We start from the raw sequence: 15,792 nt of genomic DNA on the forward strand, positions 1-15,792 counted from the left end.
GGACAGCACGCGGTCCGGGGCGATCGCCGGCGTCGGCCCCGGCGTGGCGGGTGGGCCGCCGGCGCCGGGGCCCCGATACTCGTTCCCCATGGGAGGCACCCGCGGCAGCGCCGTGCTCGAGCGGCGGTCGGTGGCCGACGGCCCGATCCGCGTCGACACCAGGGCCCCCAGGGACCTCGCCCGCAACCGGCGCCGCGCCCTCGCCCTCCTCGTCCTCACGGTCGTCCTGCCCGGCTCGGCCCAGCTGGCGGCCGGCAACCGCTCCCTCGGCCGCGCCGCCCTGCGGGTGTGGGCCGGCCTGCTCGGCTCGGGGGTGCTCCTCGGTCTGCTCTTCGTCGTCAGCCGCGAGGCCGCCCTCACGGTGCTCACCCACCGGTGGACCCTCGCGGTCGCCGAGTGGGTCCTCTACGGCGTCGCGGCGCTCTGGCTCGTGCTCCTCGTCGACGCCTGGCGCCTCGGCCGGCCCGAGGAGCTGACCCGCCGCGACCGGCGCACCGTCCTCGGCATCGTCCTCGTGGCGGTCGTCGTCCTCTCCGGCGGCACTGCCTGGGCCGGCACGACCGTGGGCGAGGCGCGCAGCGCGATGGCCTCGCTCTTCACCTCCGGCGAGGCGCTCGCCACCGCCGACGGGCGCTACAACATCCTCCTCCTCGGCGGCGACAGCGGCGCCGGGCGCGAGGGCCTGCGCCCGGACTCGATCCAGCTCGCGAGCGTCGACGCCGAGACCGGCCGGGCCGTGCTCTTCGGGTTCTCCCGCGAGACCGAGCACATCACCTTCCGGCCGGGCTCGACGATGGCGCGGCTCATGCCCGAGGGCTGGACCTGCGGTGACGAGTGCCTGCTCAACGGGCTCTACACCTGGGCCCACGACCACGCGGACCAGTTCCCGAAGGATGCCGGCGACCCGGGCGTCCTCGCGACGACCGAGGCCGTCGAGTCCCTGACCGACCTCGACGTCCAGTACCACGTCCTCGTCGACCTCAAGGGCTTCAGCAGCCTCGTCGACGCCGTCGGCGGCCTCGACATCACCGTGCAGCGGCGCACCCCGATCGGTGGTGGGGCCTCGCCGATCAAGGGCTGGATCGAGCCCGGGCAGCGGCACCTCGACGGCTACCACGCCCTGTGGTACGCCCGCAGCCGCACCAAGTCGACGAACTACGAGCGGATGGCGCGGCAGCGGTGCGTCGTCACGGCGCTGGTCCGCCAGCTCGACCCGCAGACGCTCGCCCTCAACCTCGGCGAGATCCTCGAGGCGACGAAGGGCGTCGTGCGCACCGACGTCCCGCAGGCGGCCCTGCCGGCGCTCGCCGACGTCGCGGTGAGGACCAAGGCGCAGAAGATCACGTCGGTGAACTTCGTGCCCCCGCTCATCAAGCCGTGGGACTTCGACCCGCAGGTGGTGCGGCGCACGGTGGCGCAGACGATCGAGAGGTCCGAGCGGGCCGACGACCGGGCCGCCGCGGCCGCGCCGAAGGCCACGGCGTCCTCGACCTCGGGCGACGGCCCGGCCGCCGCGACGCCCGCGAAGCCGACGAAGCAGGCCGTGATGGACCGCCCCGGCAGCGACCCGGACGCCGACACGAGCGACCTCGCGAGCGTCTGCTCGGCCGGCTGACGCCGCCTCGGGTGGGCTCACGCCGGTACGGGATACTCCTCCGGTGACGTCCAACGCCTTCGCCCGGCAGAACGCGGCGAAGCTCCTCTGGGCGCCGCGCTACCTCCTCGGCGACCTCGTGACCCGCGTCGTGCCCCGCCGTCGCGAGCGGTGGGTCGTCGGCAGTGCGTTCGGCGTCCACGACGGCGCCCGCGCCCTCGTCGAGGAGCTCGTCGCCCGGGGCCGCGGGCGCGACGTCACCTGGCTGGCGCGGTCCGAGGCCGAGGAGGAGGACGCCCGCCGGCTCGGCGTGCGCGTGGCCCGGCACGGCTCGGGTGCCGCCTTCCGTGCCGCCGTGCGCGCCGGCGTCGTCGTCCTCACCCACGGCTTCGGCGACGCGAGCCGGTTCGGCACCCGGGGGGCGCTCGTCGTGCAGCTCTGGCACGGGAGCCCGCTCAAGCGGATGCACCTGGACAGCCCGGCCGCGATGCGCCTGCCGGTGCTCGGCGACCGCGGCCCCGTCCCGGGCCTGCTGGCGCAGGCCTACCGGCGGGGTGGGGCGCGCATCGGCCTGCTGCCCGTGGCCTCCTCCACCGTGCGGCCCTTCATGGCGAGCGCCCTCGGCGTCGACCCGTCCCGCGTCGAGGTGCTCGGTGAGCCGCGCACGGACGTCCTGCACCGCGGGAGCGCCGGCGACCGGCGCGCGGCGGCGCGGCGCCGGCTCGAGGAGGCCGTCGGCCCGCTCGGCGACCGCACGGTCGTGCTCCTGGCCCCGACGTGGCGCGACGGCGCGGGCGACCCCGTCGTCCCGACCGCGGCCGAGTGGACGGCGCTGGACGCCTGGCTCGAGGCGCGCGACGCCGTCCTCCTCGTCCGCCCGCACCCGCTGGCCGTCGGGGACTGGTCGCACGAGGGCGAGCGGGTCCGGCTCCTCGGGTCGGCCGTCGAGCCCGACGTCATCCGGGTGCTGTGGGGGGTCGACGCCGTCGTCAGCGACTACTCGTCGATCGTCGTCGACGCCGCGGTGACCGGGTCCCCGCTCGTCTTCCTCGCCCCGGACGAGGCCGAGTACACCGCACGCCACGGCCTCTACCTCCCGTACGCGCAGACCACCGGTGGGTCGGTGCAGCGCTCCTGGGCCGAGGCGCTCGAGCGTCTCGACGCGGTCCTCCCCGGCGGGTCGGCGGCCGACGAGGCGGCAGCACACGCCGCCGGGCTCGCCGCGCGCTACCACGAGGTCACCGACGGCCGGGCCGCCGAGCGCGTCGTCGACCGGGTGGACGAGCTCCTCGGTGCCGCAGCCGGGCGGCCGCAGCGGGTGTTCTTCGAGAGCTTCCACGGGCGCACCGTGGCCTGCAACCCGGCGGCGCTCGACCGCGAGATCGCCACCCGCTTTCCCACGGCGACGCGCACGTGGTCGGTCTCGCGCGACGGGGTGGAGGTCCCCGATGGCGCCACGGGGGTCCGCGTCGGGACGCCCGAGTGGCTGGCCGCGCGCGACGCCGCCGACCTCCTCGTCCTCAACGACTGGATCGAGGACGACTGGCGGCCGCGGCGCGACCAGTTCGTCCTCCAGACCTGGCACGGCACCCCGCTCAAGCGGATCGCCCTCGGTCGGCGCGGCCGGACCCCGCGCCTCGTCGCGGCGGTCGTCAAGCAGTCGACCCGCTGGTCGGCGATGCTCGCGCAGAACCCGTTCGGGGCCCGCGCACTGCGCCGCAGCTATGCGGTCGCGAAGCCGATGTGGACCCTCGGCTACCCGCGCAACGACGTCCTCGTCACCGGCGCCGACCCCGGCCTGCGCAACCGGCTCGGTGTCACGACCCCCAAGGTCGTCCTCTACGCCCCGACCTGGCGCGACGACGCCCTCGAGGGCCCCGACCCGCTCGACGCCGTCGACCTCGCGCGGCGGCTCGGCCCCGACTGGACCGTCCTCGTCCGCGGCCACGCCCGCACCCTCGACCGGCGCCGCGCCGTCGACGGCGAGCGGGTCCTCGACGTCTCCGCCCACCCCGACGTCAGCGACCTCATGGCCGTGTCCGACGTCCTCGTCACGGACTACTCGTCGGTGATGTTCGACTTCAGCGCGACCGGTCGGCCGCTGGTGTTCTACGTCGCCGACGAGGAGCGTTACGCGAGCGAGGTCCGCGGGTTCGCGTGGGACCTGCGCGCCACGGCCCCCGGGCCGCTCGTCCGCACGGTCCAGGAGTGCGCCGACGCCGTGGCCCGGGCCCACGACCCGGCCGAGCGCGACCGCTGGTCCGCGCGGTACCGGGCCTGGCGGGCGGAGTTCAACCCGCTCGACGACGGCCACGCGTCGGAACGCGTCGTCGACAGGCTCGTCGAGGTCGGCGCCCTCCGCCCGTGAGGGTGGCGGTCCGCCCAGCCCGCCGAGGTCGGCGGCCGCCCCGCACGCACGACGTCCGCTCCCGGCCGCACCGGCTGCCTTCTCGGCGACGGGGGCCTCCGCCCGCGCCGAAGGCCGGTACCTCTTCGCTCGCTACGCTTCGCGTCACCCCAGGAAGCAAAGGCGGCTGCGTCACCCCAGGAAGCAAAGGCGGCTGCGTCACCCCAGGAAGCAAAGGCGGCTGCGTCTCCACGGGAGGCGAAGGCGGCTGCGTCTCCACGGGAGGCGAAGGCGGCTGCGTCTCCACGGGAGGCGAAGGCGGCTGCGTCTCCACGGGAGGCGAAGGCGGCTGCGTCTCCACGGGAGGCGAAGGCGGCTGCGTCTCCACGGGAGGCGAAGGCGGCTGCGTCTCCACGGGAGGCAGATCGCTTTGCCTCGCCGGGTGAGGCAGCACGCTTTGCCTCGCCAGGGGAGGCAAAGCGTAGTGCGTGACCCAGCCATGGTGGGCGAGTGCTCGACCGCGCCCCCGCGCCACCACCGCCCAGCGCGTCACCACCGCCCAGCGCGTCACCACCGCCCAGCGCGTCACCACCGCCCAGCGCGCCACCACCGCCCAGCGCGTCACCACCGCGCTACGCGCCACCACCGCGCCACCGCGCCACCGCGCCACCGCGCCGTGGAGCGCGAGGCGGCTGCCCAGGTGAGTGTCGCGTGAACGAGGGCCCCGCCCGCCTCGCCTGCCTCCACCCGCCTACCTCCACCCCCCTGCCTCCACCCGCGAGCGCAGGTGACCGGCTACCGGCGGCGCAGGCGCGAGCTGTCGACGGTCGTCCCGGCCCCGCCGACGACGCCCTTGACGAACCCCACGCCCCACGTCGTCTGGATGACGGTGAGCACGGCGGCGTCCCGCAGCCGGTCGCGCGGGCTCTCGGCCCCCATCGACCGGGCCGCGTGGCCGAGGAAGGCCGCGTAGGCGGCGGGCGCGAGGTGGGCGAGGGCGAAGGGCAGCGGGCGGCGCCGGTCGAGCCCGGTGACCGCGACGGCCGCGCTCGCGGCGAGTCCCGCGACGAGGGCCGGTGCCGCGAGGTAGCGCCCGGCCGTGCGGCCCTGCCGGCGCACGAGCTCGCCGCGCCACACGCCTGTCGCGTACATCTGCCGGGCGAGCGGCGCCCAGCCCTCGCGCGGCCAGTAGGTGACGTCGACGTGGGGGAGGAGCCAGACGGCGTGCCCCGCGGCCAGGAGGCGCTGGTTCAGCTCGTAGTCCTCGCCACGCTTGAGCGTCTCGTCCCAGGCCCCGACCTCGAGGAGCGGTCCGCGCCGGAACGCCCCGAGGTAGGCCGTCTCGGCCGGCCCCTCGACGGTGCCCGCGTGGTGCGGCCCGCCGCCGAGGCCCAGCCCGCTGTTGTACGCGCGGGCCACGGAGCGCTGGAAGGGGGTGCGCCCGCGGGCCTTCATGACGCCGCCGACGTTGGCCGCGCCGGACCGCTCGAGCGCGGCGACGACCTCGGCCGTGTACCCGGCCGGCAGCTCGGTGTGGGAGTCGACGCGGATGACGACCTCGCCGCTCGAGGCCGCCAGGGCGACGTTGAGCCCCACCGGGATGTCGGTGTGCGGGTTCTCGACGACGCGCACGCGGGGGTCGCGGGCCGCGAGCCGGGCGGCGGCGTCGGCGGTGCCGTCGGTGGACGGGGCGACCGCGATGACGACCTCCTGCGGCCCGTCGTACTCCTGCGCGAGGATCGCGCCGACGGCGGCGGGCAGGCGAACGGCCTCGTTGAGGACGGGCACGAGGTACGACACGGAGGGCAGCGGCACGGGTCACCTGGGGGGTCGTGGACGGGGCCGGGTCAGGCTACCGGGGTCGCGCCCCCGGACGTCAGGACGCGCAGGCCACGCGCCGGTAGAGCGTGTACGGCTCGGCGGCCGCGACCTGCTCCCAGGCGGGGGAGGACCCCACGTCGTTGACGCCCGCGTAGAACTCGCGCGAGCGGCCGGCGCCCCACAGAAAGGGCAGCCCACCGGTGATGGCGTACTCGATCCGGTTCTCGGTGGCGACCCGGCACACCTCGGGGTCGGTGCCGACCTCGTCCAGCGAGAAGCCGACGAGGCGGGTCTCCGGGGTCGTGTTCGTCTTCTCCGTGGGGAAGTACATCTTCCGGCCGCTCACGACGTAGAGGTAGGACCCACCGCGCCACGGGTCGGCCGCGGTGACCGCGTCCGCCGGAATGTGGGTCGACAGCTCGCGCAGCGCCCTCAGCTCGCCGGGGCTGGCCCACGAACGCGCCTCTCCTGGACGGAAGTACGGCCGCAACCAGTCGACGTCGCGGTCCTTCCACGCCGCCGGCGGCACGACGACGAGCCCGAGGAGGACGCCCGCGGCGAGCAGGTCCAGCCAGGGCCGCCGGGTGCGCACGGCCACGGCGCGCCCGAGCCCGGCGAAGAGCGCGGTCGCGACGACGACCGCGGGCAGGACACCCACCGCGGCGATCCGGATCGCGTTGTTGTACCAGGGCCACGACAGGTGCCGCAGGGTCGCGTCGTCGATGGCGACGGTCTGGAAGTACAGCGCCGCGAACGACACCGTGGCGACGACCGCCCACAGGGCCCGCCGCCGCCAGACGCACACCGCGAGCACGCCGGCGATGACGAGGTACCCGAGGAGGGGCACGGGTTCGGCGATGCGCGGGGCGAATCCCAGCACGTCGGTCCACGCCTCCGCGTGCGTCATCTCGGCACCCGGTTCCCCGACCTCGATCATCGAGGTCGGGCTCAGGTAGAGCGAGGCCACGGTCGCGGCGGCGATGGCCGCGGTGACCGTGAGGACCGGAGCCCAGCGCCACCGCGTGCCGCGGGCCTGCGCCAGCCCGCGGCGCAGCGTCGCGAACCACAGGGCGAGCCCGGCGAGGAGGACGAGGACGATGACGGCGCTCTGGTGCCCGAGAGCGAGCCCGGGCACAGCGGCCAGGGTGGCGACCGCGAGCGTCCACGTCGCGCGGGGCGACCGCTCGCGGCCGCCGATGACGTCGGTCAGCGCGACGGCGGCGGCGAGCACACCGGCAACCATCGCCTGCCCGAAGAGGTTGGGCCACAGGACCCCGAAGCCCATGAGCATGAACGGGAACGGGATGAACACCACGCTGAGCACCGCCGCCACCGGGCCTGCCGACGCGGAGGGCGCGAGGGCCGTGCGGGCGAGCACCGCCATCCCGAGCGGCCACACGAGGCCGGCCACGACGACGACGAGCGCGGAGATCGCGACGACCGCCGAGACCCCGCTCAGCAGGCTGACCGTGGCGGCGACGGCGTGGAACCCGACGGGATAGGCGACGTTCAGCGGGCGGTCGCTGAACGTCGTGCCGTGCTGGAACGACACGTCGCGCTCGGTCGCCATCCACTGGGTCACACCGAGGTGGAAGATCGTGTCCGGGTGCTGGGGGAACAGCTCGGGCGTCGAGGCGCTCGCGGTGAGGACCCGGGCGACGACCGCCGCGGCGAGGAGGACGCCGCCACCGGTCGCCAGGGCCAGCAGCCACCCGCGCACCGGCACGGCATCGGACGGCGGCGTCGCGGGTGCGTCGCCCGCGTCGCCCCGGTCGCCCCCGTCACCAGCGCGGTCCGCGTCACCCGTGCCGCCCGGGGTCTGGGCGACGGCTCCCGCCCGTCCGACCCGGCGCAGGACGAGGCGCAGCACGAGCGCGAGCAGCCACGTCGCACCCGCGGAGGCGGCCAGCGGCACCGGACCCCACGGCACCCCGAGCGGTGCGGAGACGCTGCCACCGGCGACGACGACCGCTGTCGACACGGGCGCGGCGAGGGCCAGGGCGAGGAGGCTGCGGCAGCCGAGGAGCCAGAGGGCCACGAGCCCGGGGACGAGGAGGAGGAGCAGGGCGACGAGGGCGGGGAGAGCGGCGTCGACCCACGTCGCGGTCCCGGGGATCAGCACCGTAGGAGGCTACGGCACGATTCGGGGAGGCGGTCGACCCGCCACTACACTGCGCAAGGCGAACCGCACACCGGAACCGAACGGGAGAGCTGACGATCCATGGCTGACGCCGCACGGGTGCTGCGCGGGGCCGGTCGACTCCCGAGGAGGGCGGCGCTCGCCGCCGTCGGGCAGTGGCGACAGTCGGTGCGGCAGCTGCCGATCCGCCGCCACGTCGTCCTCTACGAGGCCTTCGGGGGGCGGGGGATGCACTGCCACCCGGAAGCGATCTTCCGGACCCTCCTCGACGCCGAGGACCTCCTCCACCTCGAGCACGTGTGGGTCCTCGACGACCTCTCTCGCCACCCCGACCTGCTGCGCGCGTGGAAGGACCACCCGCGCGTCAGCTTCGTCACCCGCGACTCCCTCGCCTACGCCCGCGAGCTGTCGACTGCAGGCTTCCTCGTCAACAACGCCACCTTCCCGGCCTACTTCGGCAAGCGCGCCGGGCAGGTCTACCTCAACACCTGGCACGGCACCCCGCTCAAGCGGATGGGCTACGACGAGCCGGGCGGCATCGCGGCCACCCGCAACGTCGTGCGCAACTTCCTCATGTGCGACTACGTGGTCTCGGGGTCGCCGGCGATGACCCGGCAGATGTACGAGTCGGCCTACCGGCTCGTCAACGTCTACCGCGGCCGGGTCCTCGAGGTCGGCAACCCGCGCACCGACCGGATGTTCGAGGAGGACGCGCGCGCCACCGCCCGCGCCGCCCTGCGCAAGGCCGGCGTGAGGGTCACCGACGAGCAGCGCCTCGTCCTCGTCGCGCCCACCTGGCGCGGTGCGAGCTTCGCCGAGCCCGACGACGTCAGCGAGGACCTGCGCCGCCAGGTCGAGGAGATCGAGGCGGCCCTGCCCGAGGGCCACCGGGTGCTGCTCAAGGTGCACCAGCAGGTCCACGCCCTCGTGGCGGCGAACCCGGCGACGGCCGGCCTCATCGTCCCCAACGACCTGCCGGCGAACCTCGTGCTGGCCGCCGCCGACGTCCTCGTCACCGACTTCAGCAGCATCTACTACGACGCGCTCCCCACCGGCCTGCCCGTCGTGTTCCTCACCCCGGACCTCGACCACTACCGCTCGACTCGCGGCCTCTACCTCGACGTCGACGAGCTGCCCGGCCCGGTCGTCACCGAGCCCGCGGAGGCGGCCCGCCTCGTCGCCGCGGTCGGCTCCGGAGACGCCGACGACCCGCTCGTCACCCACGCCGAGCGGTACGCCACGGCCCGCGCCACGTGGGCGCCGCGGGACGACGGCGGTGCCACGCGGCGCCTCATCGACGTCGTGTTCCGGCGCAAGGAGGTCATCGGCGACAGCCGCGAGACCACCCGCGACGGCCGCACGACCCTGCTGATCTACCTCGGCGGGATGAAGGCCAACGGCATCACCGCCTCGGCGCTCAACCTGCTGCGCAACATCGACCACAGCCGGTTCGACGTCACCGTCCTGCACCCTTACGCCGACACCGGTGTCGTCGCGGCGAGCGCGGCCGCCATCCCGCACGAGGTGCGCCGGCTCGCCCGCGTCGGCGGCTTCAACACCGGTGTCGTGAACCGCATCCGGCGCCAGCGCCTCCTCGACCACGGCGGTCGGATGACGCCCCGCGACATGCAGACGATGCTCCACCTGCTCTCACAGGAGTGGATGCGGTGCGTCGGCGGTGCACGCTTCGACCACCTCGTCGACTTCAGCGGCTACTCGCCGTTCTGGACCTTCCTCATGGCCGAGGCACCGACCCGCAGCCGGTCGATCTGGATGCACAACGACCTGCTCGCCGACCAGATGCGCGAGGTCGACGGCGTCCGCCCGTACGAGAAGCACCTCGGCGCGGTCTTCTCCGCGTACCGGTACTACGACCACCTCGTGTCGGTGAGCCCGGCGCTGCGCGACATCAACGCGCGCAACCTCGCGCAGTACGCCCCCGCGGAGAAGTTCGTCGCGGCGCGCAACGCCATCGACGCCGAGCGGGTCCGCGCCGGCGCCGCCCCCGACCCCGCGGCCGAGGCGGCCTGGCCGGGCGACCACCTCTTCGAGCCGCTCGACCCGGACGTGCCGAACCCCACTGCGGCCGACCTCGCCGCCCAGCACGGGGTGCCCGAGCTCGAGCACGAGATCACCCGCCGGCTCGCGCTGCGGCACGCCTGGACCGGCGAGGACGAGTTCACCTTCGTCGCCGTGGGGCGCGTGTCGCCGGAGAAGAACCACGAACGGCTCGTGCGCGCCTTCGCGCGGGTCCACGCGGAGCACCCGAACGCGCGCCTCGTCGTCATCGGTGACGGGCCGCTGCGCACGCGCAACGTCGCCCTCGCCGGCGAGCTCGGCGTCGGCGACGCCGTGCGCTTCACCGGCCTCCTCGAGAACCCGTGGGCGCTCATGGCGACGTGCGACGCCTTCGTCCTCTCCAGCGACTACGAGGGCCAGCCGATGGTCATCCTCGAGGCGCTCGTCCTCGGCCTGCCCGTCGTGTCGACCTCGTTCGGGTCGGTCCGCGACGCCCTTCCCGACGGCACCGGTGTCGTCGTCGAGCGCACCGTCGACGACCTCGCCGCCGGGATGGCGCAGGCCCTGCGGGGCGAGGTGCCGAACCCTCCGTTCGACGCGGCGGAGTACAACGCGACCGTCATGGACGAGTTCGCCAGGGCGATCGGAGCCACCTCGTGATCGAGCGGACGACAGCCGTCTGGGACAAGCGCAAGGTCCTCGCCACGCTCGTGCGCCGCGACCTGCGGGTCCGCTACGCCTCGAGCATCCTCGGCTACGTGTGGACGATCCTCGACCCGCTCCTGATGTCGCTGATCTACTTCGTCGTCTTCGTCTACATCTTCCGGCGCGACGACCTCGGGCACTCGCCGTACTTCCTCTTCCTCGTCGTCGGCCTGCTCAGCTGGCAGTGGTTCTCCTCGGTGCTCACCGACACCTCGCGCGCCCTGCTCTCCGAGGCGCGCCTCGTGCGCTCGACGCGGCTGCCGCGCGAGATCTGGGTCGTGCGGGTCGTCCTGAGCAAGGGCGTCGAGTACCTGCTCTCGCTGCCGGTGCTGCTCACCTTCCTCGTCGTCTACCTCGTGCGCGGCGAGGCCCACCTCAACGGGTGGCTCGTCATGTTCCCGCTGGCGGTGGTCCTTCAGGGGATCGGGCTGCTCGGGATGGGGCTGATCCTCGCCCCGGTCACGGTCCTCGTCACCGACATGCAGCGCGTCGTCCGCATCGTGCTGCGGATGCTCTTCTACATCACCCCCGTCATCTACAGCGCCCAGCTCGTGCCCCAGCCGTGGCAGAAGCTCACCTGGCTGAACCCGATGACGGGCGTGCTCGAGATGATGCGCGCCGGCTTCTTCCGGCACGACCGCTACCCGATCGACTGGGGCGCCATCGGCGCCTCGGTCGTCATCTCCCTCGTCCTCCTCGTCGTCGGGTTCGCGGTGTTCCGCCGGCTCGAGCGCGCGGTCCTCAAGGAGATCTGATGGGCGACACCGTCCTCGCGGACACCGTCATCTCGGTCGACGGGCTCGGCATCGAGTTCTACCGCTCGCGCCGGCGCAAGATGCAGCTGCGGGAGCTGCTCTTCCACGGCCGCTCCGGCGCGCCGGTCGAGACCTTCTGGGCGCTGCGCGACGTCTCGTTCGACATCACCGCCGGCGAGGCCGTCGGGGTCGTCGGCGGCAACGGCGGCGGCAAGAGCACCCTGCTGAAGATGATCGCCGGCGTCCTGCTCCCCGACGAGGGATCGGTCGACGTCCGCGGCGGCGTCGCCCCCATGATCGAGCTGACGGGCGGCTTCGTCGGCGAGCTGACGGCCCGCGACAACGTCTACCTCACCGGTGGCCTGCACGGCCTGTCCAAGGACGAGATCGACGACCGCTTCGACGACATCATCGAGTTCGCCGGGCCGCAGGTGAAGGCCGGCCTCGACATGCCCTACCGCCACTTCTCCTCGGGGATGCAGGTGCGGCTCGGGTTCGCGGTCATCACGACCCTCGACGAGCCGATCGTCCTCGTCGACGAGGTGCTCGCGGTGGGGGACAAGGCGTTCCGCGAGAAGTGCTACCAGCGGATGGAGCAGCTCCTGGCCGCGGGGCGCACGCTCTTCCTCGTCAGCCACAGCGAGCCGGACCTGCGCCGGTTCTGCACGCGGGGCCTGTACCTGCGCCAGGGCGAGCTGCGCACCGACGGCACCATCGCCGAGGCGCTCGCCCAGTACGACGAGGACACGAGCGCCGGCAACGGCCGCTGACGCGGGGCGGGCCCAGCCCGCGGCGTCAGGTCCGCGGTCCGGCCACGTCCGCGGCGCCGGTCCCGGCCCCCGGGGGCGGGGCGCCGGCCTCGTCGAGGGCGATCCGGCGCGCGAGGCGGGTGTAGCGGGTCTCCATGTCGCGGAAGCGGAGGTACGTCGTCACCGTGCTCGACAGGAACGCCACGACGAGGGCGTAGAGGACCAGGTCGGCGCCGCGCCCGACGCCCAGGGAGTTCGCGAGCGCGGTCCACGTCCTCGGGAAGAGGATGGTCACGACGGCGAACGCGGCGAAGAGCAGCAGCCCGATCCGGCGCACCGCCTGGCTGCGCTCCCCGCGCGAGCGGAACAGCCGGGCGGCGACCGCGACGACCGCCGCGATGAGGACGATCTGGACGAGGACGATCTTCACGGTCGGCCCCTCCTCGTGGGTCGGGTCATCGGAGGATGAGGTCGGCGAGGATGTTGACGGCGTTCCACAGCGACTGGCCCTTGGCCTTCGAGTAGTCGGTGTAGAGGATGTGGACCGGGCTCTCTCCGTACCGCACGCCGAGCCGGCCGATCTGGTGGACGAGCTCGCTCGCGTGCGCCATCCGGTTCTGGGTGATCTCGATGCGGGAGACGACGTCGCGCGACAACACCCGCAGCCCGTTGTGGGCGTCGGTGAGCCGGGTGCCGGTCGTGAGGTTCGTGTAGCCGACGGCGGCCCGCAGGACGAGCTTCTTCAGCACGCCGGCCTCGGTGCGGTCGTCGAGGAAGCGGGAGCCGAAGACGACGTCCAGGCCCTCCTCCTGCGCCTTGCGCACCATCTCGACGACGTCGGCCACCTGGTGCTGGCCGTCGGCGTCGAAGGTGACGACCCAGCGCATCGACGGCACGGAGAGGGCGTACTCGAACCCGGTCTGGAGGGCGGCGCCCTGTCCGAGGTTGACCGGGTGGCGCACGACGGTGGCCCCCGCCGCGGCCGCGGCCTCGCCGCTGCCGTCGGACGAGCCGTCGTCGACGCAGACGACGTGGGGGAAGGTCTGTCGCACCGTGCGGACGACGTCGCCGATGACCGTCGCCTCGTTGTAGAGGGGGACCACGAGCCAGACGCCGTCGGTCGCGTGCAGTGCCTCACTCATCGCGGTACAGCCTAGGGCCCCCGGGTGGACGGGCCCCGCGCCACCCACCGGGCGGTACCAACGGCGCCGCGTCGCGTGGCGTCGTCGCAGGTCGGGGGCCGAGATCGTGATGCGTTGCCCTGTGACCTGAGTGACGGGTGTGTCAGACTCGAATGGTGCCTCGTCCTCGGTCCGTCCCCCGTTCCGCTGCCCTCGTCGGCGTCACCGTCGTCGGCCTCCTCACGGCCGCGACCGTGCCCGCGGTCGCGGCGGGGGGTGTCGCGAGCGCCCCGTCCGTGGCGCCCTCCGCGGCCCCGGGCCCGGGGCCCGACCTGTCCGAGTGGGGAGTGGGACAGGACCGGCCGACCCCCGGCGGCGAGCGCGACACGGGTGCGGACGAGGCCGCGCGCACGGCGGACGCCGCCTCGTCCTCCGCCTCTGCCGCCGCCCCCTCCTCGTGGGTGGTGCGCGGCGCCGGCTGGGGCCACAGCCTCGGGATGAGCCAGTACGGCGCGATGGAGATGGCCAAGGACGGCCGCACGGCGAAGCAGATCCTCGCGCACTACTACACGGGCACGACCTACGACGCCGTCCCCGACTCCGTCTGGGTCAACGTCAACCTGCTGCAGGGCACGACCTCGACGACCGTGACGTCCGCGGCGCACCCCGCCGGGGCGACCGGCGGGGGCCGGTTCACCGTGACGGTCGGCGGGGCCGCGATGCAGGCCGGCGGACCGGCCTCGGTGACCTTCTCGATGGCCGGCGGGCAGGTACGCGCCACGTGCGCCTCGTGCACCCCGACGACGACCCTCGACGGCGCCTCCGCCGTCGTCGAGTGGGACGACCGCTCACCGAGCGCCACCGGGCCGACCCTGCTCACCGTCGGCGGCAAGAAGTACCGCGACGGCGTCCTCGTCGTGACGCCTCGCTCGACGACGAGCCTCAACGTCGTCAACCAGGTCCGCGTCCACGACGAGTACCTCGACTACCTCGCCGAGAGCCCGTGGTCGTGGCCGGTCGAGGCGCTCAAGGCCCAGGCGGCAGCGGCGCGCGGCTACGTCCTCGTCAAGCAGGCCGCGGGCCTGCGGAGCTCGTGCAACTGCCACGTCCTCAACACGAGCGCCGACCAGGTCTTCGGCGGCTACAGCACGGTGCTCTCGAACGGCAACGAGCCGTACTGGCCGAGCTGGCGCTCGGCCGTCCGGGCCACCGGCAGCGCCACCACCGGGTACGTCGCGCGCTCCGGCGGCGCGATCATCTCGGCGTACTACTCCTCCTCCCACGGCGGCCGGTCCGAGAACAACGAGGACGTGTGGGGCGGCACCCCGCTGTCATACATCCGCGGCGTCGACGACCCGTGGAGCCTGCGGCCCAGCAACCCCAACCGCTCCTGGCGCTCGACGCCGTCGCAGGCGTCGCTGGCGTCGGCGTTCGGCCTCGCCGACGTCGTCCGCCTCGACCTGCGCGACCGCACGGTCAACGGTGGGGTCCACACCGCGACCGCCACCTCGTCCTCCGGAGCCACTGCGACGATCACCGGCGAGCAGCTGCGGACCCGCCTCGGCATCAAGTCGATCGCCGTGCGCCACCTCACCGGCCGGCTGTCCGGCAGCGACCGGTACGCCACGGGCGCGGCGGTCGCCCAGCGGGTCGCACCCTCGGCGACCTCGGTCGTCCTCGCGGCGGGCGACTCCAGCCTCGTCGACGCCGCCGTGTCCGGTCCGCTCGCCGGCACGCTCGTCGCCCCGCTGCTGCTCACCGCCCGCACCTACCTGCCGGCCGCCACGGTGGCCGAGCTGAACCGGCGCGGCTCGACCGTCAGGACGGCCTATGTCGTCGGTGGCCCGGGCGTCGTGTCCGAGGCCGTCGTGTCGGCCCTCAAGGGCCGCGGGCTCACCGTCGTCCGCGTGGCCGGGTCCGACCGGTACGGCACGTCGGAAGCCGTGGCTGCCCAGATCGCCTCGCGCAGAACCGTGTCCGGCATCGTCGTCGTCGGCGGCGACGGGCTCGCCGACGCGCTGGGCGCCTCGGGCGCCGCGAACGCGACGAAGGAGCCGATCCTCCTCACCCCCGCCGCCGGTCTCGCCGAGGCGACCCGCCGGGCGCTGACGACGACGAAGGCGACGCACGCCCGGGTCGTCGGCGGCGAGTCGGTCGTCGGGCCCGCGGTGGTCTCCGAGCTGACGTCACGGGGGCTCCAGGTCGTGCGCCTCGCCGGGGACGACCGCTACGGGTCCTCCGCGGCCGTCGCCGAGTTCTACCGCACCCGGGTGCCCTCGACCGCCGAGGTCGTCCTCACGGCCGGGGCCGACGAGGCCCTCGTCGACTCCCTCGTCGCCGGCAGCCTCGGCAAGCTCCTCGTCCTCACCTCCCGCGGCTCGCTGCCCGAGGCGACGGCGCGCACCCTCCAGCGCACCGCCGACCTCGACCTCGTCACCGCCGTCGGCGGGACGAGCGCCGTGCCCGCGGGCCTGCTCACCGCAGCCGCCCGCAGCTGACCCGCCCCAGCCCCCTCATCTCGACCTACCGCCTGGTCGGTGT

10 protein-coding genes are annotated in these 15,792 nt (G+C 74.3%); 6 read left to right on the forward strand and 4 right to left on the reverse strand.

The features are described 5' to 3' along the window. Nucleotides 1-88 precede the first annotated feature (88 nt). Both ACK8HX_RS10475 and ACK8HX_RS10480 read left to right on the forward strand, forming a co-directional pair. Nucleotides 89-1,615, forward strand: coding sequence for an LCP family protein (locus tag ACK8HX_RS10475; RefSeq protein ID WP_411940635.1), 1,527 nt, complete (start codon nucleotides 89-91; stop codon nucleotides 1,613-1,615). A 43-nt stretch (nucleotides 1,616-1,658) separates the two neighbouring features. Next, nucleotides 1,659-3,962, forward strand: coding sequence for a CDP-glycerol glycerophosphotransferase family protein (locus ACK8HX_RS10480; protein ID WP_411940636.1), 2,304 nt, complete (start codon nucleotides 1,659-1,661; stop codon nucleotides 3,960-3,962). Between the two features lie 774 nt (nucleotides 3,963-4,736). Here ACK8HX_RS10480 and ACK8HX_RS10485 read toward each other — a convergent pair. Together ACK8HX_RS10485 and ACK8HX_RS10490 are read right to left on the reverse strand one after the other, a co-directional pair. Then, nucleotides 4,737-5,756, reverse strand: a complete 1,020-nt coding sequence (locus ACK8HX_RS10485) for a glycosyltransferase (RefSeq protein ID WP_411940637.1) — start codon at nucleotides 5,754-5,756, stop codon at nucleotides 4,737-4,739. A 61-nt stretch (nucleotides 5,757-5,817) separates the two neighbouring features. Next, nucleotides 5,818-7,884 carry a DUF6541 family protein gene (locus ACK8HX_RS10490; protein ID WP_411940638.1) on the reverse strand — a complete coding sequence of 689 codons (2,067 nt, stop codon included), beginning with the start codon at nucleotides 7,882-7,884 and terminating at the stop codon, nucleotides 5,818-5,820. 99 nt (nucleotides 7,885-7,983) lie between these two features. Between ACK8HX_RS10490 and ACK8HX_RS10495 the strand changes: the two genes are divergently transcribed. Genes ACK8HX_RS10495 through ACK8HX_RS10505 form a run of 3 tightly spaced genes read left to right on the forward strand, consistent with a single transcriptional unit; the run spans nucleotide 7,984 to nucleotide 12,151 of the window. After that, the gene (locus ACK8HX_RS10495) at nucleotides 7,984-10,581 is read left to right on the forward strand and encodes a CDP-glycerol glycerophosphotransferase family protein (protein WP_411940639.1); all 2,598 of its coding nucleotides are present in this window, start codon (nucleotides 7,984-7,986) and stop codon (nucleotides 10,579-10,581) included. Continuing rightward, the gene (locus ACK8HX_RS10500; RefSeq protein WP_411940640.1) at nucleotides 10,578-11,381 is read left to right on the forward strand and encodes an ABC transporter permease; all 804 of its coding nucleotides are present in this window, start codon (nucleotides 10,578-10,580) and stop codon (nucleotides 11,379-11,381) included. Before ACK8HX_RS10495 ends, ACK8HX_RS10500 begins: the two co-directional genes overlap by 4 nt. Further along, on the forward strand, nucleotides 11,381-12,151 hold the full coding sequence (locus tag ACK8HX_RS10505; protein WP_411940641.1) for an ABC transporter ATP-binding protein: 771 nt from the start codon (nucleotides 11,381-11,383) through the stop codon (nucleotides 12,149-12,151). Before ACK8HX_RS10500 ends, ACK8HX_RS10505 begins: the two co-directional genes overlap by 1 nt. 25 nt (nucleotides 12,152-12,176) lie before the next feature. On the opposite strand, the gene ACK8HX_RS10510 is transcribed toward ACK8HX_RS10505, so the two are convergent. Further along, nucleotides 12,177-12,560 carry a DUF2304 domain-containing protein gene (locus tag ACK8HX_RS10510; protein ID WP_411940642.1) on the reverse strand — a complete coding sequence of 128 codons (384 nt, stop codon included), beginning with the start codon at nucleotides 12,558-12,560 and terminating at the stop codon, nucleotides 12,177-12,179. 25 nt (nucleotides 12,561-12,585) lie between these two features. After that, entirely contained in the window at nucleotides 12,586-13,272 is a 687-nt protein-coding gene (locus tag ACK8HX_RS10515) for a glycosyltransferase family 2 protein (protein ID WP_411940643.1), read from the reverse strand. A gap of 155 nt (nucleotides 13,273-13,427) precedes the next feature. Here ACK8HX_RS10515 and ACK8HX_RS10520 point away from each other — a divergent pair, with 155 nt between their 5' ends. Continuing rightward, a complete protein-coding gene (locus ACK8HX_RS10520) occupies nucleotides 13,428-15,749 on the forward strand; it encodes a SpoIID/LytB domain-containing protein (protein ID WP_411940644.1) in 2,322 nt (773 codons plus the stop codon). Nucleotides 15,750-15,792: the final 43 nt, after the last annotated feature.

Source organism: Oryzobacter faecalis (assembly GCF_046764005.1).
GTDB classification, from domain to species: Bacteria; Actinomycetota; Actinomycetes; order Actinomycetales; family Dermatophilaceae; genus Oryzobacter; species Oryzobacter faecalis.